Source organism: Plantactinospora solaniradicis (genome assembly GCF_042658085.1).
Taxonomy (GTDB): domain Bacteria; phylum Actinomycetota; class Actinomycetes; order Mycobacteriales; family Micromonosporaceae; genus Plantactinospora; species Plantactinospora solaniradicis.
The window spans coordinates 215,596-236,118 of record NZ_JBHSPR010000007.1 but is presented as its reverse complement, the minus strand read 5'-3'; the positions used below and the strand labels follow the sequence as shown (position 1 = coordinate 236,118).

The window sequence follows — 20,523 nt, the reverse complement described above, 5'->3', positions numbered from 1 at the left end:
CCGTTGGTCGGTCGGGGCGGGCGGTCAGGCGTTCAGGCGTTCAGGTAGGTGAGGACGGCCAGGACCCGACGGTTGTCGTCGTCCGAGGGTGGCATGCCCAGCTTGCTGAAGATGCTGTTGATGTGCTTGCTGACGGCCTTCTCGGTGACGAAGAGCCGGCCCGCGATCGCCGCGTTCGAGCGGCCCTCCGCCATCAGGCCGAGGACCTCGCGTTCCCGCGCGGTGAGGGCGTGCAACGGCTGGGCGCCGGCATTCTTGGCCAGAAGTTGACCGATCACCTCCGGGTCCATCACGGTGCCGCCGGCGGCGACCCGGCGTACCGCGTCGACGAACTGGCTGACGTTGGAGACCCGGTCCTTGAGCAGGTAGCCGATCGCGCCGCTGCGGTCGGCCAGCAGCTCGCGGGCGTAGAGCTGTTCGACGTGCTGGGAGAGGACCAGGACCGGCAGCCCGGGGATCCGCGCACGGGCCTGGATCGCCGCCTGCAGACCCTCGTCGGTGAAGGTGGGCGGCAGCCGTACGTCGACCACCGCCACGTCGGGCCGGTGCTCGATCAGCGCCGGCAGCAGCGCCGGTCCGTTGTCGACGGCCGCGACGACCTCGAAGTCGAACGCCTGGAGCAGTCGAGTTATCCCGTCTCTGAGTAGGGCGAGGTCTTCGGCGATGACAACTCGCACGGCAGCTCCATGGTCACGGTCGTGGGCCCGCCGGGCGGGCTGGCCACGAACATCGTGCCATCAAAGGCGGCGAGTCGTCGTTCGATCCCCCGCAGGCCACTACCGGCCGCCGGGTCGGCACCGCCGAGGCCGCTGTCCGCGACCACCATGACGAGTCGTCCCTCGCCGTGGCTCAGCCGTACCCAGGCGTGGTCCGCGTGACTGTGCTTGGCGACGTTGGCCAGCAGTTCGGCCACCGCGAAGTAGGCCGCCGACTCGACCGGGGCCTGTGGCCGGCCCGGCAGGTCGGCCTCGACGTCGATGATGAGCGGCAGTTTCAGGGCGAGGGCCCGGACCGCGCCGTCCAGCCCACGTTCGGCGAGCACCGGAGGATGGATGCCCCGGACGAGGTCGCGCAGCTCGCCCAGGGCCTCGCCGCTGGCCTCCCGGGCCTCCGCCATCAGCCGCTGGGCTGCCTCGGGATCCCGGGCCATCAGCGCCTCGGCCAGCCCGATGTTCATGCTCAGGGCCACCAGCCGGGCCTGGGCGCCGTCGTGCAGGTCACGTTCGATCCGGCGCAGTTCGGCGGCCTGCGCGTCCATTGCGTCGGAGCGGGTCTCGGTGAGCCGCTGTACCCGCTGTCTCAGCATCGCCTTCGGGGTCGGAGCCAGCAGCGCCCGGATGAACCCGGCGTGCAGCTGCTGGAGGCGCTGGCCCAGGAGCCCGCCGAGGAACAGCACCAACCCGCCCTGCGGCACCGCGAGCACCGCCTCGAAGGCATTGTCGATCGGCCAGGTCACGCCGTACCCGTACCAGATGTCGAGTGACCAGAGCAGGACCGGCAGGCCGAGGAGGCCCTCCAGGCCGTAGACCACCAGGCAGAGCGGGAGCAGTCCCAGCACCAGGCCGACCGGGATCGACACCAGCAGCCAGAGCAGGTCCCGCCAGGTCGCCGGGTCGGTGATCATCCACCGGTAGCGGCCCCAGAGGCCGGCCCCGGCCGGTTCCGGTCGGTACGGGACCGGGATCTCCTCCCCGGTCCACCGCCCGGCGAGCCGCCGGTTGAGGTTGGCGAGATCGCGTACCGCGAGTGTCACCGCCGGAAAGGCGAACAGGCCGGCGCCGAGCAGGGTGAAGACGAGCGCCAGCACCGACAGCACCAACAGCACGATGTTGGCGCTGACCGAGAGCACGGCCAGCAGCAGCGCCTGGCCGCCGTCGATGAGGCGGCGGCGGAACCACGGTCGTAGCTGTCGTAGCCGTTCGGCGAGGGAGCTGTCCATGGGCCCATTCTGGTGGATCTGTCGGTCCGGATCTGTAGTGCTACGACCACCCCTGTTGGGGACGTGCCACCCCTGCTGCCGGTGCTGCGAGCCCGTTGGATCGATGGCGTGACCGTGGCCACCAGCGGCCGGGAGTTCCAGCGGTCACCAGCGGCCGGGGGTTTCCACCGGTCACCAAGCAGCCCTACCAGGTTCCGGGAGGAACGCGTCATGTCCAGGCACCGATTGGCCGGAATACCATCCGGCCGGCGCGCCAAGTTCGCGATGCTGGCCCTGTGGGTCGTTGTCGCGGCACTGGTCGGCCCGCTCGCACTCCAGCTGACCGAGGTGCAGAACAACGACAACCTGGGCGCCCTGCCCGGCGGGGCCGAGACGAGCCGGGCGGCTGAGCGGGCCGAGGCGGCGTTTCCGGAGCCGGACGGTCTGGTGGCGGTCGTCGTGTACGCCAGGGAGGCCGGCCTCACCGACGCGGACCGGACGAAGGCCGCGACCGACCGGGCGGCGTTCGCCCGGTACGCCGACGGTGGTGTGGTGCCACCCGAGGCGCCCAGCGAGGACGGCCAGGCGCTGCTGCTCTCCTTTCCCCTCGCCGGTGACGGCGACGCGCAGTCGGCGGCCGTCGGCGAGCTCAAGGACCAGTTGGCGGACGGGGTGCCCGACGGGTTGCGGACCGCGCTGACCGGGTCCGCCGGGGCCGACGACGACATGTTCGACGCGTTCGGTGGGATGGACCACACCCTGCTGCTGGCCACGATCGGCGCGGTGGCGCTGTTGTTGCTGATCACCTATCGCAGTCCGGTGCTCTGGCTCATTCCGTTGATCACCGCCGGGGTGGCCAGCCAGCTGGCCAGCGCCGTCGTGTATCTGCTCGCCAGGCACGGCGGGCTCGTCGTCGACCTGCAGAGCCAGAACATCCTGACCGTGCTGGTCTTCGGGGTCGGGGTGGACTACGCGCTGTTGATCATTGCCCGGTACCGCGAGGAGTTGCGGCGGCACCGGGACCGCCACGAGGCGATGGGGTTGGCCATGCGCCGCTCGCTCCCCGCGATCTGCGCCTCCGCCGCCACCGTGGTGGCCGGGCTGCTGTGCCTGCTCGCCGCGCAACTGCCCGGGACCCGGGGCCTCGGCCCGGTCGGGGCGGTCGGGATCGCCGCGACCCTGATCGCGATGACCACGCTGCTGCCGGCGGTGCTCGTACTCTTCGGCCGGTGGCTGTTCTGGCCGTTCGTGCCGCGGTACTCGGCCGACCGGGCCGCGCACGACGTGGCCGAGGACCACCGCGGCTGGGCCAGGGTGGCCGGCTTCGTCGGCCGGCGTCCCCGGACGACCTGGATCGGTACCCTCGTCGCGCTCGGCGCGCTCACCCTCGGCATCGGCAACCTCAGCATCGGCCTGCCCGGGGACGAGTTCTTCACCAAGGAGGTCGGCTCGGTCACCGGGCAGCGCATGATCGAGACGCACTGGGCGGCGGGCACGATCGCCCCGGCCGAGATCCTGGCCAACGCCGGCAGCACGGACCAGGTGGTACGGGTGGCCGGGGCGGTCGACGGGATCGCGGAGGTCGGCGAGCCGGAGAGCTCGGCCGACGGACGGTGGGTACGGGTCCCGGCGGTCCTGGCCGACGACCCGGGCTCCCGGGCGGCCATGGAGAGCGTTGACCGGCTGCGCGACGCGCTCGCGACGGTGCCCGACGCCGACGCCCTGGTTGCCGGGGAGACCGCGTTCCAACTGGACACCGAGGAGGTCACCAACCGGGACAACCGGGTGGTGATGCCGTTGATCCTGCTGGTCGTCTTCCTCATCCTGGTGCTGTTGCTCCGCGCGCTGGTGGCACCACTGCTGCTGATGATCAGCGTCGTGGTGTCGTACGTCGCCGCGCTGGGCGCCGCCGGCCTGGTCCTCGACGCGCTGGGGCATCCGAGGCTGTGGGTCGGCATCCCGTTGCAGGCGTTCCTGTTCCTCGTCGCCCTCGGGGTCGACTACACCATCTTCCTGATGACCCGGGCCCGGGAGGAGGTCGCCGTGCTGGGGCACCGGCGGGGGGTCCTGCACGCCCTCACCGTCACCGGCGGAGTGGTCACCAGCGCCGGTGTGGTGCTCGCGACCACCTTCGCCGCGCTCGGCGTGCTGCCGTTGGTGCCGTCGGTGCAGACCGGCGTCATCATCGCCGTCGGTGTCCTGATCGACACGTTCCTGGTGCGCAGCCTGCTCATCCCGGCCCTGGCCCTGCACGTCGGGCCCGGCACCTGGTGGCCCGGCAGGCCGGACCGGACGACGACCGAACCGGTGTCGCCACCCCTGGCCCGGGCCGGGACGGCACGCTGACGCCAGCCCGGCAATCGGCAGCGCCGTCGCCGCCCCGCCGACCGTTCCCCGTACCCGGGGCGGTCAGCCGGGCGGCGACGGTCGGGTACGACGCTGCCGGGCCACCTCGTACAGCGCGACGGTGCCCGCGGTCGCGGCGTTGAGCGAACTCGCCGACCCGACGATCGGGATCCGGAGCATCCGGTCGCAGGCCTGGCGCCACGCGCTGCTCAGCCCGTGTGTCTCGTTGCCGATCAGCAACAGCGTCGGCCCGGTGAGATCGTGTTCGGCGATCTCCACCTCACCGCCCTCGTCGGTGCCGACGATCTGGACGGGCGACCCCTGCCCGCGCAGCGTCTCGACCCACTCGACCACCTCCCGGTGGGACCCGGTCCGGACCACGGGCACCGCGAAGAGCGAGCCGGTGCTGGCCCGGACCGCCCTCGGGTCGTACGGGTCGGCGGCGTGTCCGACGACGATCACCCCGGCGGCGCCGAAGGCGTCGGCCGAGCGGACCAGCGTGCCGATGTTGCCCGGTGCCGTGGGGCGGTCGAAGACGACCACCAGCGTCTCCGGCCCGGTCGGGATCCGGTCCAGCCGGTCTGGCGGCAGCCCGACGACGGCGACCAGCTCGGGCAGCCCGTCGTCCTTGCCGCCGAGTTCCGCGAGGAGTTCGGGTGCCATCCCGACCCGGGTGGTCGGCACCTGGTCGAGCAGTTCCTCCGCCCACCGGGACAGCGGCGCGCCGTCGACGTGGAGCAGGGCGTGGATCGGCCAACCCCGCCGCACGGCCAGGGTGATCGGCCGGACCCCCTGGACGAGGAACTCACCGGCCCGCTGCCGTTTGGTGCGGTTGGTCAACAGGGCCAGCCACTGCTGGAAATTCGCGTTCCGGGTGCTGACCCGCAGGGTCTTCTTCGCCGCCCTTGCCGGGCCGCCCCGGTCGGCCGTCCCGGCCCGTCCGGAGGATGCCCCGGACCGGCGTTCCGGGCCGCGGCTGGGGCTGTCCGCAGTCACCGGGCGACGATATACCGCCCGACCTGGCGGCCGGGCGGGAGTCCGGCGGGCAGCGGGAGGACCTGCCGTGATCGGAGTCCGTCGTCCTACTTCGTCGCTCCACTGGTGAAGCCGTTGTAGATGAAGCGCTGGAGCAGCAGGAAGACGATCAGTGTGGGGACGATGACCAGGATCACCCCGGCCGAGATGACCTCCCACTGGGCTCCGAACGGTCCCTTGAACCGGAACAGCGAGGTGGAGATGACGCCGAGGTCCCGGTCGGGCATGTAGAGGAACGGGATGAAGAACTCGTTGTAGATGGTGATCCCCTTGATGATCACGACGGTGGCGATCGCCGGCTTCAGCAGGGGCAGGATGATCCTGAAGTAGATCGTGAGGGAGCTGGCACCCTCGATCGCGGCGGACTCGTCCAACTCGCGCGGGATGCTCCGGAGGAACTGCTGGAAGATGTAGATCGAGATGATGTCCGTGCCGAGGAACAGCGCGATCGCCGACCAGCGGGTGTTGAACAGGCCGAGATTGTTCACCACCTGGAACGTGGCCACCTGGGTCGTCACCCCGGGTACGAGGGTGGCCAGGAGGAACAGCAGGATGATCGTCTTCCTGAGCCGGAACTGGAACCGGTCGAGGGCGTACGCCGCCATCGAGCCGATGATGACGGTGCCGACGAGGGAGATGACGAGGATGATCGAGGTGTTGACGAAGGCCCGCAGCATTCCGCCTTCGTTGAAGGCGGTGACGTAGTTGTCGAAGTTGAACCAGTTGCCGGGGGCGTCGAACGGTTCGCCGTTGACGTACTCGTCGTTGGTCTTCAGCGAGGCCATCAGCAGGACCAGCAGCGGCAGCAGTACGACCACCGAGGCGAGGACCAGCGAGACGTACTTGAGGGTGACGGCGATCCGGGCGCCGACGAGCTGCGACCGGGTCGTCCGGGCGCGTCGTGCGGCGGGTGCCTCGGGGCCGCGGAAGTCGGTCAGGCTCACGACAGGTTCACCTTCTCGTCGGGCACGACCCGGCGCTGTACCCAGGTAACCAGCAGGATGATCAGCAGCAGTACGACGGCCATCGCGGAGGCCAGCCCCACCTTGTAGGCCTTGAACGCCAGGTAGACGGTCTGGGTCACGAAGGTCTCGCTGCCGTTGGCGCCGCCGGTCATGATGTACGGGATCTCGAACACCGACAGCGAGCCGGAGATCGCGAGGATGACCGACAGCCCGACGATCGGCCTGATGCCGGGCAGGATGAGGAACCGGAACTGGTGCCACCGGTTCGCGCCGTCGATCTCGGCCGCCTCGTAGAGCTGCGCGGGAATCGACTGGATCGCGCCGAGGAAGAGGACGAAGTTGAGCCCCAGGTAGCGCCAGATGGACGTGCCGGCGAGGGAGTAGTTGATGGTGCCGGGATCGCCGAGCCACTGTCGGGACAGGTCGCCGAGGCCGAGCGCGCTCAGGGTCGAGTCGAGGGTGCCGCCGGGCTCGAAGAAGTACAGGAAGACCATCGCGATCGCGACCCCGTTGATCAGGTAGGGGAAGAAGATGATCCCCTTGAAGAAGTTCCTGAACCTGACGTTGAAGCTCAGCACCGTCGCGAAGTAGAGCGCCAGCACGATCTGGATGACCGAAGCGCCGACGTAGTAGAGGCTGACCCGGAGCACGCCGAAGAGTTCGGGGCGGGTCGCGATCTCGACGTAGTTGTCGGCGCCGATGAACTCCTTGGTCGGGCTGAGCCCGTTCCACGAGGTGACGCTGTAGCCGAACATGTTGACGACCGGTATGTAGGTGAAGACCACCAGCAGCGCCACGGGCACGATCAGGAAGAGGTACGGGGTGATGGGCTTTCGCCTGCGTGGCCCCTGCCGACGTCGGCCGGTGGTCCCGAGGCCCCGCTGGGGGGTTGCCCCGGGCAGCCCGGAGAACCGACTCGCGGTGTTGGTCGGAGATGCCATCTGGAAACGCAAACCTTCCGGTAGGCCCGGCCGCACGTCGTCGTGTCGGCCGATGGGCGTGCGAGCGGCATCCGCCACCCGCACGCCCGAGGTCCGTTGCCCGAGTTCAACCGGTTATTTGATCCTGGACTTGGCGTCCGACCACTTCTTGTTCAGGTCGGCGAAGATCTCGTCCTTGGTCTCCTTCTTCGCTCCCCGCGCGGCATCCACGATCCGCTGTCGGTACTTGCCGTCGTTCAGGGCGATCTCGGCCTCGTTGCCGATCTTGTCGGCCAGGCCCTCCTCACCCTTGGGGGCGGGGCTGAGTTCGATGAACTCGGTGTTCACGGCGGTCAGGTCGGCCAGGGTGGCCGGCATCGCCTGGCTGATCACCGTGGAGATGCCGCCCTGGTCCACGGAGTAGTTCGACTCGTCCGTGAACCAGTCGATCCAGGCCCGGGCCGTCGCCTTGTTCTTGGAGTTGACGTTGATGGCGTTCTTGTAGTCGCCGCCCATCACGGTGTGGAACTTGCCGTTGACCTGGAGGGGGAAGGGCAGGTAACCGATGTCGGCCTTGTTGGTGGCCGCGTCCTGCATCTGCACGACGGCCCAGGAGCCCAGCATCATCGTGGCGACCTTGCCGGTGCCGATCATGCCCTTGGACTGTTCCCAGTTGGTGGTCGTCGGATCGGGCTCGGTCAGGCCCTGCTGCACGATGTCGAAGATCAGCGAGTCGATGATGTGGTGTTCCTTGCCGGGGGCCCAGGGCGCGTCGTCCTTTGCCAGCTTGATTGCCGCGTCGGGATCGCCGCTCACCACACCCCGGAAACTCTCCCACTGGGACAGCGGCCAGGCGTCCTTGTAGTTGGTGTACAGCGGAATCGCGTCGGTCTTGTCCCTGATCGCGGTCAGCGCCGCCAGGAACTCGGTCGGCGTCTTCGGCGGCGCGGTGATGCCCGCCTGCTGCCACACCTTCTTGTTGTAGACGAAGCCCTGGGCGTTGCCGGTGATGGAGAGGCCGTAGACCTTGCCGTCGAGGACCTTTTCGTTGCGGACGAACCGGTACTTGTCCTTGAGTTCGTCGACGGTGCCCAGTGGCTCGAAGAAGTTCGGCAGCAGGTCGTCGGTGACGGAGTTGGGGATGAGGAGGACGTCGCCGTACTCCTTGGTGTTCATCCGGATCCGGACTTCGCCCTCGTAGTCGGTGATCGCCTCGAACTTGACGGTCGTGCCCGGATACTTCGCCTCGAACTTCTTCTTGTACTCCTGGAAGACGGTGTTGACGATGTCGGTGCGTTGGGTGAGTACCGTGATCTCGCCGGAGATGGCGCCGTCGGTTCCGCCCTCGTCGTCACCTCCGCCACAGCCCGCCACTGCCAGCAGAAGTGCGAGTGCGGTGCCGGCGATTCCGTACTTTCTCATATGCGCGTCCCACCTTTCGGTGTCCACATTGGACATAGCACGATGTGTAGAGGCGCGCCTTGGGGAGGGTGGGATAGGCGTCGCGACTTGCAGGGAACGTACACGCGGGTTACAGCCGTGTCAACGACGTGACAACACTATGCGGGAACTGAACTGTTAAGTGCATGAACCGGTTCAGGCATAACGTCCTGTTTGGCCTGCTAGAAGCCTCGCTCGAAGCGTCGGGGCGGGTGATGCGCCCGGGTGGTCACGATCCGTGAACCGGTTCAGGCAGTGCCGTCACAGGGCGCCGGCCGAAGGGCTGGGGAGGGCGCATGCTGATACCGCAAGTCAACGACAACCGACAGTACGTCTTTGTTGCGCTCCGGGCGACGACAAGGTGGCGGGGTGGTGAGGGAATGCGGTCATATCGAGAGGTCGTCCAAAGCCGGAAGTGAGAGCCGAACAAGTCGCCGAATCGTTAAGCGGCGGCGATGTCGATGTCGACGTGGAAGTCGAATGCGACCCTGCCGCAGGGATCCGCTCGTGCGGCGCGGTCGACGCGGCCCGCGTGCCGTGCGCCGTCGCGACCGGTGGGCCGGGCGAGTCCTACGGGGAGCAGAGCTGCGGACGCAGGGTGTCGTAGGTCCACTGCTCCCACTGCTCGGGCGACCAGCCGCGCTCGTGCACGAACAGCAGGTAGAGTTCGGTGCTCAGCAGGGCGTACAGGAGATCGGCGGCATGTTCCGCCGAGACTCCCGCGCGTGCTCCCGGCTTGCTGACCATGGCCTTCGCGGCGACCGTGTGCACCTCGAACCGGGGATTCCCGCCACCGGGCCAGAGCTGCGCGACCTCGGCGTCCGTCGTGGTGGCCGTGGCGACCATCTTCGTGATCCGGGCGATGCGTTCCAGGATCTCCCGGGTTCCTCGAACGTGTGCCGCCAGGTGGGTGACGGCGGTGTCGGTCGCCAGGGCGTCGCGGAACCAGGGGCGGTTCATCGTCGCGACCGGTTCGTCGTCCCCGGCGATGGTCACGTCGACGAGTTCCTTCAGCAGCGTCCGCTTGTTGCCGAAGACGAAGTAGATGGTCTGTACCGCGACACCCGCGGCAGCCGCGACATCCTGCAGATTCGTCGCCCCGTACCCGTGCTCGACGAACAGGTCGCGGGCGGCCTCCAGGATGCGTCGGCGCGTCTCCGCCGCCTTCTGGGTCCGCTTGTTCACTCGCTTGACATCCGTCACGGCTATAGCGTACCTCTAGAGGCGGTCACTAGTGAGCGACTCTAGAGAGAGGCTTTAGCTAGATGGCAACGAACTCTGAACCCGCGATCGAAGCCAGCGGGCTGGTCAAGGTCTTCGGCGCCACCCGCGCCGTGGACGGCGTCGACCTGGTCGTGCCCACCGACGGCGTGTTCGGCTTCCTGGGTCCGAACGGGGCCGGAAAGACCACCACGATCCGGGTACTCGCCACCCTGTCACCGCCGGACGGGGGCACCGCGCGGGTGTTCGGCCACGACGTCGTCCGGGACGCCCACCGGGTACGTGAACGGATAAGCCTGACCGGTCAGTTCGCCTCGATGGACGAGGAGCTGACGGGATTCGAGAACCTCACGATCCTCGCCCGGTTGCTCGGGTTCACCAGAGCGCGGGCCAGGGTCCGGGCCGACGAGTTGCTGGACGGCTTCGGCCTCGCCGAGGCGGGCGGCCGGACCGTCAAGACGTACTCGGGGGGTATGCGTCGGCGGCTCGACATCGCCGCGAGCATCATCGTCAGTCCGGACCTGCTGTTCCTCGACGAACCCACCACGGGCCTGGACCCGCGCAGCCGTAACCAGGTCTGGGACATCGTCCGCGCGCTCGCCCGCGAAGGCACCACCGTCCTGCTCACCACCCAGTACCTCGACGAGGCCGACCAACTAGCCGACCGGCTCGCCGTCATCGACCACGGCCGGATCATCGCGGAGGGCACACCCGCCCAGCTCAAGGCGTCGGTGGGCGCCGCAACCGTCCAGGTCCGGGTACTCGACCCGGCCCGCAGGTCCGAGGCCGGGCGGCTACTGGCCGACGCCCTCGGCACCCCGGTCCGGACCGGATCCGACGAGACCGCTCTGTCGGCCAGGGCCGATGACCCCGGGCGTGCCTCGATCGCGCTTGCCGGTCTGACCCGGGCCGGTATCGACCTCACCACCTTCGCGCTCGGTCACCCCAGCCTCGACGAGGTCTTTCTCGCCCTCACCGGGCACCGTGCGGAGACCGACACCGACGCCGATCAGGAGAAGGCGGCATGACCACGACATCAGCCCCGCATGCTCCGGCAGGCTTGCCCGATCGGGCCCTCCGCGACGCCCTGGCGACCCGGCCACGGCCATCCCGGACGAGTCCGCTGTCGGCGTCACTGACGTTCGCCTGGCGCGCCCTGCTGAAGATCAAGCATGTGCCGGAACAGCTCGCGGACGCGATCATGATCCCAATCCTGTTCACCGTCATGTTCACGTATCTGTTCGGCGGCGCCATGGCCGGCTCGACCCGCGAGTACCTCCAGTTCCTCCTCCCGGGCACGATGGTCTTCGCGGTGCTGCTCATCACCGTGTACGCGGGCGTCAACCTGAAGAACGACATCACCAAGGGCGTCGTCGACCGCTTCCGATCGATGCCGATCTGGCGGCCAGCCCTCCTGGTGGGCGGACTGATCAGCGATGCCGGTCGCAATCTGCTGGCCGCCGGACTGGTCGTCGCCCTCGGGCTGGTCATGGGCTTCCGCCCGGCGGGCGGCGTGGTCGGGGTGCTGCTGGCGGTCGGGCTCGTCCTGGTGTTCGCCTTCGGCCTGTCCTGGGTCTGGGCGACGCTCGGGCTCGTCCTGCGCACCCCCAGCGCGATCAGCGCGGTGAGCTTCCTCGTCCAGTTCCCGCTCACCTTCGCGAGCAACGTGTTCGTCGATCCGCAGACGATGCCCGGGTGGCTGCGGACGTTCGTCGAAGTCAACCCGGTCAGTCAACTCGTGGACGCGGTACGGGGACTGATGCACGGCACGGCCCAGGCGGATCAGATCGGTGCCGTCCTCATCGCCTCCGGCGTGCTCGTGGCGGTCTTCGCACCGTTGACCATGCGCCTGTACCGCAGCCGGACCTGACCCCGGCCCACCCTCGGCCATTACCAAGGAGTACCCCATGCTCAAGCGTCTCCACCTGATCGCGGCCGCCACCGGCTTCGCGACGATCCTCGTGTTCTGGCTCTCGGCCGTCCTCACCGAGCTGTTCGGCTCACCCGACCAGGTCGCCAACGTCAGGCGGGTCATCCTCTGGGGACTCCTCGTCCTCGTCCCCGCGCTGGTGGTCGCCGGGGCGACCGGATCGTCGATGGCCGGCGCCTCGACCGACCCCAGGATCACGGCCAAGAAACGCCGGATGGCCTTCGTCGCCGCAATCGGGCTGCTGCTCCTGGTTCCCGCCGCGTTCTACCTCGACCGACTCGCGTCAGGCGGGAAGGTGGACGCGCTCTTCCATCTTGCGCAGACGGCCGAGCTGGCAGCCGGCGCGGTCAGCCTCGTCCTGATGTCGCGCAACGTCCGGGACGGCCTACGGATCTCCGGCCGATTGGCGACCCCTGCCGCCGGGAGCACCGACAACGATCCTTCGGTGCACGGCCGGCGACAGGCTTGACATCATCTCGACAACGGACCGCGACAACTGCGCGTGGTACGGCCGGTGCCACACCTCAGGGGGTACATCGTGGATTTCGTCGTGACGTCGATCGGCACCGTGCGCAACGACCGTACGGACAGTGCCCTGACCGACCACTGGGGCGACGTGACCAGCACCATCGTGGTGGACGAGCGGTTCGGTGCGGACTGCCTGCTCGGGCTGGCCGAGTTCTCCCACGTCGACGTCTTCTTCGTCTTCGACCGGACGACGGAACGGCCGGACTACCGGCCGCGACGACCACGTGGCCGGGCCGACCTCCCGGAAGTGGGGGTGTTCGCCGACCGTGGACCGCGCCGTCCCAACCGCATCGGCATGACCACCTGCGCGATCACCGCGGTCAAGGGTCGGGAACTCCAGGTGCTCGGACTCGACGCGATAACGGGCACCCCGGTCGTCGACCTCAAACCCACGATGGCCGAGTTCCAGCCCACCAACCTCCGGCAGCCGGACTGGGTCGGTCGACTCATGGCCGAGTACTTCCTGCCGTAGTCGTTTCCCGCGCCGACACCTCCTCAGCCCGAACGCCTACTCAGTCCGAACGTCTTCTCAGCCCGAACGTCTTCTCAGCCCGAACGCCTCCGCCGCCGCCAGGTCTCGACGACCTCGTCGACGTCGAAGGTGCGCAGGACCACCGGCGGTCCGTCGACCAGTCCCCGATGGGCCTGCCGGATCCGCTGGTTGAGGTCGGTGACGACGGCACGTACGGACTGCTCGGACGACTCCTTCGCCAGCCGCCCCAACAGGTCCTCGGCCTCCTTGCGGATCTTCAGCGAGGTCGGGGCGAGTCCGGTGAGGTTCTCCCGGCGTACCCACTCCCTGATCCACCAGTTCTCGTCGTCCGTGCCACCGTGCCCGGGTAGGGGACGGCCGGCGCCGGGCAGGTTGTCGAACTCGCCCCGCTCCTGCGCCTCCCGGATTTGCCGCTCGACGCGGGATTCGTACCGGTCCGGCATCGAATGTCCTCCCTCGGCTCCTCCACCCGCCGCTTCGCTGTCCGCTGGCCGGCCGACCAGCTCGCGGGCTTGCGCGGCTCGGGCAGGCTCGCCGGTCCCGCAGCGCGCGTGCGACCCGAATTCTAGGTCGGGAATCCGGGCGGCGAGCCGGGCGTGTGCGCCGGCACACCGCGTCCGACCAGCGCGATTCCCGGCGGGGACCGTCGCCCCTGTGCCGGCGCTCAGCAACGTGGTCGATCGCGGATCCGGCGTGTCATGCTGCACGAACGGATCGACGGAGTGCCCGGACGGGGCCCGGAGACAAACGGAGTGCCCGGACGGGGCCCGGAGACAAGCTGAGGAGTCGAAGCTGTGTCAGCCACCGAAGCGGTGCGGGCGGCACCGGCCAGGCGATCTCTGCGACCGTTCCTGTTCACCCTGACGATCACCGCGATCATGGCGCTGCTGTTCGGGGTGCCGTGGTGGACGCTGGTCGTCGCGGGCGCGCACTGGCCGACTCCCGTGATCGCCACCGGCACGATCGTCTTCGTCGTGGCGCTCGTGGCGTTCCCCGTACTGATGTACCTCGGGCACGGCGGTCGGCGCCAGGACTGGGCGGCCCGGACCGGCGACACCCTGCTCGGGGTGGCCTGGGTTCTCTTCGTCTGGTCGCTGCTCGGCAACCTGCTGCGGATCGGGCTGGCCGTCGGCGGCGTCGGTGACCCGGTCCGGTCCCGGATCACCGCCGCGGCGGTGGCTGTCGTCGCCGTCGGGCTGCTGCTCTGGGGGTACGTGGAGGCGATGCGGGTACCCCGGGTCCGGCGGGTGGACGTGCGCGTCGGTCGGCTCGGTGCGGGCCTGGACGGCGTCCGGGTCGTCCTGCTCACCGACACCCACTACGGTCCGATCGACCGGGCCGGCTGGTCGGCCCGAGTCGTCGCGGCCGTCAACGAACTCGATCCCGACATCGTCTGCCACACCGGCGACATCGCCGACGGGACGGTCGCGCAACGGCGGGACCAGGCCGCGCCGCTCGGTGAGGTCCGGGCCCGACTCGCCCGGACCTACGTGACCGGAAACCACGAGTACTTCGGCGAGGCCCAGGGCTGGCTCGACCACATGCGTCAACTCGGCTGGGAACCGCTGCACAACCGGCACGTCGTCGTGGAGCGGAACGGCGCCCGGCTCGTCGTCGCCGGTGTCGACGACGCGACCGCCGGAGCCTCGGGACGTCCCGGCCACCACGCCGACCACGCCGCCGCGCTCACCGGCGCCGACCCCGACCTTCCGGTGCTGTTGCTCGCACACCAGCCGAAGCAGATCGGCGCGGCGGTCGCACACGGCATCGACCTGCAGATCTCCGGACACACCCACGGCGGTCAGATCTGGCCGTTCAACTTCCTGGTCCGCCTCGACCAGCCAACGGTGCACGGCCTCACCCGGCACGGTGACCGGACCCAGTTGTACACGAGCCGGGGGACCGGGTTCTGGGGTCCACCGTTACGGATCTTCGCACCGAGCGAGATCACCGTGCTCACCCTGCGTGCGGGCTGACCCCGGCGACGCCACTCCCGACCGCCGTCAAACGTGCCGCCGATCAGCGGTCGCAGCCGCCCGTCGACGGTGGCCGGGCCCGCTCCGCCGGGTAGGGCGCCGTGAGGAGGTCAGGTGCCGGTCTCGTCGTGCGGTGTGGTGACCGGCTTCGACTCGGGTGAGCCGTGCTGGCGGAGGAAGACGCTGAGCACGACGAGGGCGCCGACGGCGAGGAACTCGCTCTGCCAGTTCTGCATCGACTGGAACCAGAAGTCGCTGGTGCCCAGGAACTGCCAGGCGCTGATCGGAGCGGCGCCGCTCTCCAGCGCCTGCTGCTCGTTGTGCTCGGCGGTGCCGCCGAACAGGTGCAGGACGAAGGAGACACCGAAGATCAGGAAGAGGGCGATGGACAGGCTGTTGCGGTAGAGCATCAGCGCCACGCCTCCGGCGCGTACCGGCCAGGGCGAATTGGGCTTCGCGTTGCGGGCGTGATCCTCTGGCCGGTCGGTGTCCGGCTCGGGCTTGGACTCCGACGATCCGCGTTGCACGAGGTACGCGGTCAGCAGGACGTAGCCGCCCATCTGGAGGAACTCCGACTCCCAGTTCTCGAACACCGCCTCCGCGAAGTGCCCGGTACCGAGATAGCTGAGAAAGCTCTGGGGTGCGGCGCCGAACTGGGTCAGCTCCTCGTTGTGGGTCTGCCACCCGAAGATGCTCTGCAGGACGAGGAAGACCAGGAAGGCGCCGAACATCGACACCGCCAGCGCGTTGTCCCGCAGCCAGTGACGCCTCGTAACAGCCTTCCGACGGTCTGCCGATGTCTTTTCCTCAACGAGTTGACGCCCCATGTGGAGGTCTCCTTTCAACAGGAGGTTTCGCTGTCCCCGACCCAAGGAGTCCCGTCCCTCGGCTACCCTCCGTTCCCTGCGTGGATCTGCGGAAAACCTGGTCAGAGCGGGTGTGCGTCCAACGGTCGGGATCGGGCACCGGTTACCGGGGCCGAACTGGGATGGAGGTCGGCCGTCGAGGGTAGGGATGCAGATCGGTCGGAGACGAACGGACCGAGGAGGTGCTCCGAGGTGGTGACCCGGCCGCCGAGGTCGACCGGCTGGTCGCGCTCGGTGCCCGGCACGCCGACGTGGGGCAGCGGGGGGACGAGCAGTTCACCGTACTGGCCGACCCGGAGGGGAACGAGTTCTGTCTGCTCGACCGGCCGCCCTGGAAGGCGTGACCAGGTTGCCAGGGGCTTGTCCAACCTCGGTCACATTGCCTATATATAGATACTGATATATGTTTCCTGGCAGGATCCGACCGAGATGGCGGACCTGGCGGAGGGAATGTGACCATGTTCGGTCCCGGCGGATCCACCCTGCGCCGACGTGCTGCCGTGTTCGTGCTGGCGGCGCTGTGTGGGTGGAGCCTCGCGCCGCAGCCGTCAGTGTCCGCGGGGCGGGCGGGTGCCGCACTTCCGGTCGGGAGCGAGACCCGGGCCGAGGCAACCGCCGCCCCCGGCCTGTACGCGGGCGGCACCTTCACCGAGGCGGGCGGGGTCGCGGTCGACCACCTGGCGACCTGGAACGGTTCGACCTGGTCGGGGTTGGGCGGTTCGTCGACCGCCGGGCCGGACGGCTCCGTCACCGCCCTGACGGTGTACGACGGAGACCTGATCGCCGGCGGTAGTTTCCTGACCGCCGGTGGGGTACGGGTGAACGGCATCGCCCGGTGGGACGGGGCCGCCTGGTTCCCGTTGACCGGCTCGTCCGGTACCGGCGTGATGACGACGCCCCTCGACTTCGTCGACGCGCTGGCGGTGTTCGACGGTGACCTGATCGTGGCGGGGCAGTTCCTCCGGGCCGGCGGCGTGACCGTCAACCACATCGCTCGGTGGGACGGCAGCGAGTGGTTTCCGCTGACCGGGTCCGGCGGGACCGGGGTGAACGTACCCTCGGTCTGGGACCTGGCCGTCTACGGCGGCGCGCTGATCGTCGGGGGCGGATTCAGCCAGGCCGGTGGGACCGCCGCCAACGGGATCGCGCGGTGGACCGGCACCGCCTGGTCGACCCTGGGCACCGGCTTCAACGGCGACGTGCTGGCGCTGACCGTCTTCGACGGGTCGCTGGTGGCGACGGGCGGGTTCACCCAGGCCGGTGGAACCGCCGCCAACTACGTCGCCGAGTGGGACGGCAGCACCTGGTCGACCCTTGGCACGGGGCTGGACGCGGAGGGCCGGGCGTTGACCGTCTACGGCGGATCGCTGGTCGTCGGTGGCACCTTCACCGAGGCGGGCGGGGCGCCGGCGAACTACGTGGCACGGTGGAACGGCAGCGCCTGGTCCACGCTGGCCGGGCCGTCGGGTGCCGGCACCGAGGACATCGTCGTGTCCCTGGCCGTCCACAATGGCCGTCTGATCGCCGGTGGCTTCTTCGGCCGGGCGGGCGGCGTGGCGGTGAACCAGGTCGCCGGGTGGGACGGTACCGCGTGGTCCGCGCTGGCCGGACCCGCGGGCGCCGGTACGGACGCCGGGGTGTACGCGCTGCACACGGTCTGACCGGCCGCCGGCCGGCTACCGGGATGCCGGCGCGCTCTCCACCATCCGCTCGGCGTACGCGTCGACGAGTTGCCGTTCCGCGGTCCGCAGGTAGTCGTCGAGCACCGCCGTGGCCCGCTCGACGTCACCGGCCCGGATCAGCTCCAGTAGCTCGCGGTGCCGTTCGAGGTAGGGCTGGTGGAAGGTCTGCGGCGCGTCCATCACGTGGAAGGCGAGGCGGATCTCGGCCAGCGTCTGCCGCATGATCTCCTCGACCCGGGGACTGGCGGCAAGGCCGGCGATGGCCTGGTGGAACTGCATATTGGCGGTACCGACATCGAACCACCGCTGTTCCGCCGCGGCCTGCTCACCCTCGACCAGCGCCGCCTCGATCGCCTCCATCGCGCCGGGGACACTGTTTCGGGCGTTGGCCACGGCGGCGCACTCCAGCACCCGCCGTACCCGGTAGATGTCGATCACGTCCTCGACGTCGAGCACCCGGACGAAGACGCCCCGATTCAGTTCGTGTACGACCAGCCGCTCGTGCATCAGCAGCCGGAACGACTCCCGCAGCGTGTTGCGGGAGACGCCGAGCGCGGCGCCGATCATCTCCTCGGAGAGCCGGGTGCCCGGCAGCAGGGCGCCCTCGGTGATCCGCGCGCGCAGGATCTCCGCCACCCGCTGCGCCGTGCTCGCCCGACTGATCAACGCACGGTCATCCTGCAGCTTCGCCAGCCACGTCACGCGATCATTGTCCTTCATTCGTTCGGGCCCACAATCGAGAGAAGGTCCATGCTACGACGAGGTTACAAGTCAACATGACCATTGACGGATTGTTCAACAGTCTGCAAACCTGAACTCACGGCGCTCCACCGCCACCCTTCCCCCAGGAGGCGCAATGTCGGTCATCCTCGATCTGAACAGTGACCTCGGCGAAGGCTTCGGAGTCTGGCAGCTGGGCGACGACATGGCCCTGCTCTCGATCGTGACCAGCGCGAACGTCGCCTGCGGATTCCACGGTGGGGATCCGACGATCATGCGGCGGGTCTGCGCCGAGGCGATCAGCCGGGACGTGTCGATCGGCGCCCACGTGGGCTACCGGGACCTGGCCGGCTTCGGCCGCCGGGCGATGGACATCGAACCCGACCGGCTCGCCGACGACGTGCTCTACCAACTGGCCGCGCTCGACGGGATCGCCCGGAGCGAGGGCGGTCGGGTCCGCTACGTCAAGCCGCACGGCGCGCTCTACAACCGGACCGTGATTGACCAGGTGCAGGCCGGCGCCGTCGTGGCCGCCGTCTCCGCGTACGACCCGAGTCTGCCGGTGCTCGGCCTGCCCGGCTCGCAACTGCTGCGTCAGGCCGACGAGGTGGGCCTCAAGACGGTGCGGGAGGCCTTCGCCGACCGTGGTTACCAGTCCGACGGCAGCCTGGCGAAACGCGGCAGTCCGGGTGCACTGATCACCGATCCGGCGACGGTGGCGAAACGCTGCGTCAAGATGGCGACGACCGGCCAGGTGACCGCCGTCGACGGTGGCGCGGTCGCGGTCCGGGCCCGGTCGCTCTGCGTACACGGGGACACGCCCGGCGCGGTCGAGCTGGCCCGTCAGGTACGCACCGCGTTGCAGGACGCGGGCGTACAACTCGGCACGTTCAGCTAGGGATCACCCCGGATCGGTCACCGTCGACCGGAGCAGCGACGCACCCGGCCGACGGTCACCGGCTCCCGCACCTTCACAGCCACCGCCCGATGCCGCGGGCGGACAGCACCAACCCCCAGTGAAGCGCCGGCTCCATCCCTCTGGTTGGGCCTGGACGGCCGGAACCGGCGCAGCTATCGAGGAAGGTCGAAGATCACCTTGCATGTGCAGAAGTTGACTGAGAGTGTACGTGGCCGAGCTAAGTTGCTCGCCGCCACCGCCATCGGTGCCTCCCTGGTACTGATGCCCGGCACCGCCGGTGCCCAGCCCACGAGCCTGGCCGGGCACGCCGGACCGGCGGGGCAGTGCTACGACCGCACCGCCCCGACGACGTACGAGGAGACCCGGATCGACACGCCCGCGCTGCCGGGCGGCGTCCAGGTGCCGAGCAAGCTGATCGAGGTCGGTGGCTTCGCCCCGTTCGTCGCGCGGCTCACCGCCGACCTGTGCGGGGTCCGGTCGGTCAAGGAGGCCGACAAGCTGCTCCAGTCCCGGGGCGCCGAACTGTGGCGTACCGCCGTTGATCGGGCCCAGGGCAAGCGCTGGATGGGCAGCATCGAACGCTACGACGACCGGCCGCTCTACTGGTCGCGGCTGACCGGCACCCGCGACCTGCGGCAGTGGACCCCACGGTTCGCGGTGACCGCCGCCGCCCGCGCCTCGCTGCTGAAAACCTTCGAGTACGCCTCCCGGGGCATCTCCTCGACCGACTTCTCGTCGAGCCGGAAGGTGACCAGGGTGCTGGTCAGCGGCTTCGACCCGTACCAGCTCAACGGGGAGATCCGGCGCTCCAACCCGTCCGGCGCCTCCGCGCTGCAACTCGACGGTCAGGAGTACCAGGTCGGCGACCGTACGGTCCAGATCCAGTCGGTGTCGCTGCCGGTGACCTGGAGCGGGTTCGACCTCGGCTACGTCGAGGACGCCTTCGGGCCGCACCTGACCCGGAACAGCAGGGAGCGCGCCGACCTGATCATGACGATCAGCCAGGGCGGCCGGGCCCGGATGGCCATCGAGCAGTGGGCCGGCGCCTGGCGCGGCGGCAGCGCGGACAACAACAACGAGGGAACCCCCGAACTCGTTCCGCCGGTGACGAACTGGCCGCAGCCGTCGACCAACCCCGAGTTCATCGAGACCACCCTGCCGTTCCAGCAGATGATCGACGCCGGAACGACCCCGTGGCCGACCGCGCTCAACCCGCGGATCTGCGAGTGGACCGGTAACACCCGGCCCGACCCGACCAAGGTCTCCTGCCACGACAACGGCCCGTCGGCCGACGCGCAGGCGCAGGCGGGTGGCGGCGGCAACTACCTGTCCAACGAGAGCATGTACCGCTCGAACCGGCTGCGGCTCGCGCTCGGCGCGACCGACGTACCCGGCGGGCACCTGCACATCTCCTCGCTGGTGTACCCGCAGGACCCGCTGGCGATCATCGACGGTCCGTTCGCCTCCGACCGTGCGCAGACCATCGAGCAGACGGTCGCTCTGGTGAAGGCAGCCGGCGCCGCCGTCTCCTGACCGGTTCGGCATCGCGGAATCGTCCGACCGG

19 protein-coding genes and 1 pseudogene are annotated in these 20,523 nt (G+C 69.3%); 10 read left to right on the top strand and 10 right to left on the bottom strand.

Translation table 11 applies throughout. From position 1 onward, the window contains the following. Positions 1–32: 32 nt before the first annotated feature. Complete coding sequence (locus ACFP2T_RS07160; RefSeq protein WP_377418829.1) at positions 33–677, bottom strand: response regulator; 645 nt, start codon at positions 675–677, stop codon at positions 33–35. Then, entirely contained in the window at positions 629–1,939 is a 1,311-nt protein-coding gene (locus ACFP2T_RS07155; protein ID WP_377418827.1) for a sensor histidine kinase, read from the bottom strand. The genes ACFP2T_RS07160 and ACFP2T_RS07155 overlap by 49 nt, the downstream gene beginning before the upstream one ends. Before the next feature lie 210 nt (positions 1,940–2,149). Between ACFP2T_RS07155 and ACFP2T_RS07150 the strand changes: the two genes are divergently transcribed. Continuing rightward, positions 2,150–4,264, top strand: a complete 2,115-nt coding sequence (locus tag ACFP2T_RS07150; protein WP_377418824.1) for an MMPL family transporter — start codon at positions 2,150–2,152, stop codon at positions 4,262–4,264. Between the two features lie 63 nt (positions 4,265–4,327). On the opposite strand, the gene ACFP2T_RS07145 is transcribed toward ACFP2T_RS07150, so the two are convergent. From ACFP2T_RS07145 to ACFP2T_RS07125, 5 genes are all read right to left on the bottom strand, one after another. Beyond that, positions 4,328–5,152 carry an RNA methyltransferase gene (locus ACFP2T_RS07145; RefSeq protein WP_377419927.1) on the bottom strand — a complete coding sequence of 275 codons (825 nt, stop codon included), beginning with the start codon at positions 5,150–5,152 and terminating at the stop codon, positions 4,328–4,330. A gap of 194 nt (positions 5,153–5,346) precedes the next feature. Further along, positions 5,347–6,243: a carbohydrate ABC transporter permease gene (locus tag ACFP2T_RS07140; protein WP_377418821.1), complete on the bottom strand. Its 897-nt coding sequence runs from the start codon at positions 6,241–6,243 to the stop codon at positions 5,347–5,349. Further along, positions 6,240–7,205 carry a carbohydrate ABC transporter permease gene (locus ACFP2T_RS07135; RefSeq protein WP_377418818.1) on the bottom strand — a complete coding sequence of 322 codons (966 nt, stop codon included), beginning with the start codon at positions 7,203–7,205 and terminating at the stop codon, positions 6,240–6,242. The genes ACFP2T_RS07140 and ACFP2T_RS07135 overlap by 4 nt, the downstream gene beginning before the upstream one ends. A 114-nt stretch (positions 7,206–7,319) precedes the next feature. Beyond that, a complete protein-coding gene (locus ACFP2T_RS07130) occupies positions 7,320–8,606 on the bottom strand; it encodes an ABC transporter substrate-binding protein (protein WP_377418815.1) in 1,287 nt (428 codons plus the stop codon). A gap of 588 nt (positions 8,607–9,194) precedes the next feature. Beyond that, complete coding sequence (locus tag ACFP2T_RS07125; protein ID WP_377418812.1) at positions 9,195–9,827, bottom strand: TetR/AcrR family transcriptional regulator; 633 nt, start codon at positions 9,825–9,827, stop codon at positions 9,195–9,197. Positions 9,828–9,889: 62 nt separating this feature from the next. Between ACFP2T_RS07125 and ACFP2T_RS07120 the strand changes: the two genes are divergently transcribed. From ACFP2T_RS07120 to ACFP2T_RS07105, 4 genes are all read left to right on the top strand, one after another. Beyond that, positions 9,890–10,873, top strand: a complete 984-nt coding sequence (locus ACFP2T_RS07120; protein ID WP_377418809.1) for an ATP-binding cassette domain-containing protein — start codon at positions 9,890–9,892, stop codon at positions 10,871–10,873. Then, the gene (locus ACFP2T_RS07115) at positions 10,870–11,715 is read left to right on the top strand and encodes an ABC transporter permease (RefSeq protein ID WP_377418806.1); all 846 of its coding nucleotides are present in this window, start codon (positions 10,870–10,872) and stop codon (positions 11,713–11,715) included. The genes ACFP2T_RS07120 and ACFP2T_RS07115 overlap by 4 nt, the downstream gene beginning before the upstream one ends. 37 nt (positions 11,716–11,752) lie before the next feature. Next, the gene (locus ACFP2T_RS07110; RefSeq protein ID WP_377418803.1) at positions 11,753–12,244 is read left to right on the top strand and encodes a hypothetical protein; all 492 of its coding nucleotides are present in this window, start codon (positions 11,753–11,755) and stop codon (positions 12,242–12,244) included. A gap of 69 nt (positions 12,245–12,313) precedes the next feature. Beyond that, on the top strand, positions 12,314–12,775 hold the full coding sequence (locus ACFP2T_RS07105; protein ID WP_377418800.1) for an SAM-dependent methyltransferase: 462 nt from the start codon (positions 12,314–12,316) through the stop codon (positions 12,773–12,775). 74 nt (positions 12,776–12,849) lie between these two features. Here the strand turns inward: ACFP2T_RS07105 and ACFP2T_RS07100 are convergent, their stop codons facing one another. Continuing rightward, the gene (locus tag ACFP2T_RS07100) at positions 12,850–13,239 is read right to left on the bottom strand and encodes a DnaJ family domain-containing protein (RefSeq protein ID WP_377418797.1); all 390 of its coding nucleotides are present in this window, start codon (positions 13,237–13,239) and stop codon (positions 12,850–12,852) included. 351 nt (positions 13,240–13,590) lie between these two features. Between ACFP2T_RS07100 and ACFP2T_RS07095 the strand changes: the two genes are divergently transcribed. Continuing rightward, positions 13,591–14,772 carry a metallophosphoesterase gene (locus ACFP2T_RS07095; RefSeq protein WP_377418794.1) on the top strand — a complete coding sequence of 394 codons (1,182 nt, stop codon included), beginning with the start codon at positions 13,591–13,593 and terminating at the stop codon, positions 14,770–14,772. Positions 14,773–14,882: 110 nt separating this feature from the next. Here the strand turns inward: ACFP2T_RS07095 and ACFP2T_RS07090 are convergent, their stop codons facing one another. Continuing rightward, complete coding sequence (locus tag ACFP2T_RS07090; protein WP_377418791.1) at positions 14,883–15,599, bottom strand: DUF6766 family protein; 717 nt, start codon at positions 15,597–15,599, stop codon at positions 14,883–14,885. A gap of 224 nt (positions 15,600–15,823) precedes the next feature. On the opposite strand from ACFP2T_RS07090, the pseudogene ACFP2T_RS07085 reads away from it, so the two are divergent. After that, a pseudogene (locus ACFP2T_RS07085) lies at positions 15,824–15,982 on the top strand (VOC family protein); the annotation flags it as partial. Positions 15,983–16,096: 114 nt separating this feature from the next. Continuing rightward, positions 16,097–17,299, top strand: coding sequence for a hypothetical protein (locus ACFP2T_RS07080; RefSeq protein WP_377419925.1), 1,203 nt, complete (start codon positions 16,097–16,099; stop codon positions 17,297–17,299). A 15-nt stretch (positions 17,300–17,314) separates the two neighbouring features. Here ACFP2T_RS07080 and ACFP2T_RS07075 read toward each other — a convergent pair whose 3' ends face one another. Further along, positions 17,315–18,022 (bottom strand): GntR family transcriptional regulator, encoded by a 708-nt coding sequence (locus tag ACFP2T_RS07075; protein ID WP_377418788.1) that lies wholly within the window; start codon positions 18,020–18,022, stop codon positions 17,315–17,317. Positions 18,023–18,176: 154 nt separating this feature from the next. On the opposite strand from ACFP2T_RS07075, the gene ACFP2T_RS07070 reads away from it, so the two are divergent. Both ACFP2T_RS07070 and ACFP2T_RS07065 read left to right on the top strand, forming a co-directional pair. Next, positions 18,177–18,938, top strand: coding sequence for a LamB/YcsF family protein (locus ACFP2T_RS07070; protein WP_377418785.1), 762 nt, complete (start codon positions 18,177–18,179; stop codon positions 18,936–18,938). Between the two features lie 213 nt (positions 18,939–19,151). Further along, positions 19,152–20,492: a hypothetical protein gene (locus tag ACFP2T_RS07065; RefSeq protein WP_377418782.1), complete on the top strand. Its 1,341-nt coding sequence runs from the start codon at positions 19,152–19,154 to the stop codon at positions 20,490–20,492. The last annotated feature ends 31 nt before the right edge of the window (positions 20,493–20,523 follow it).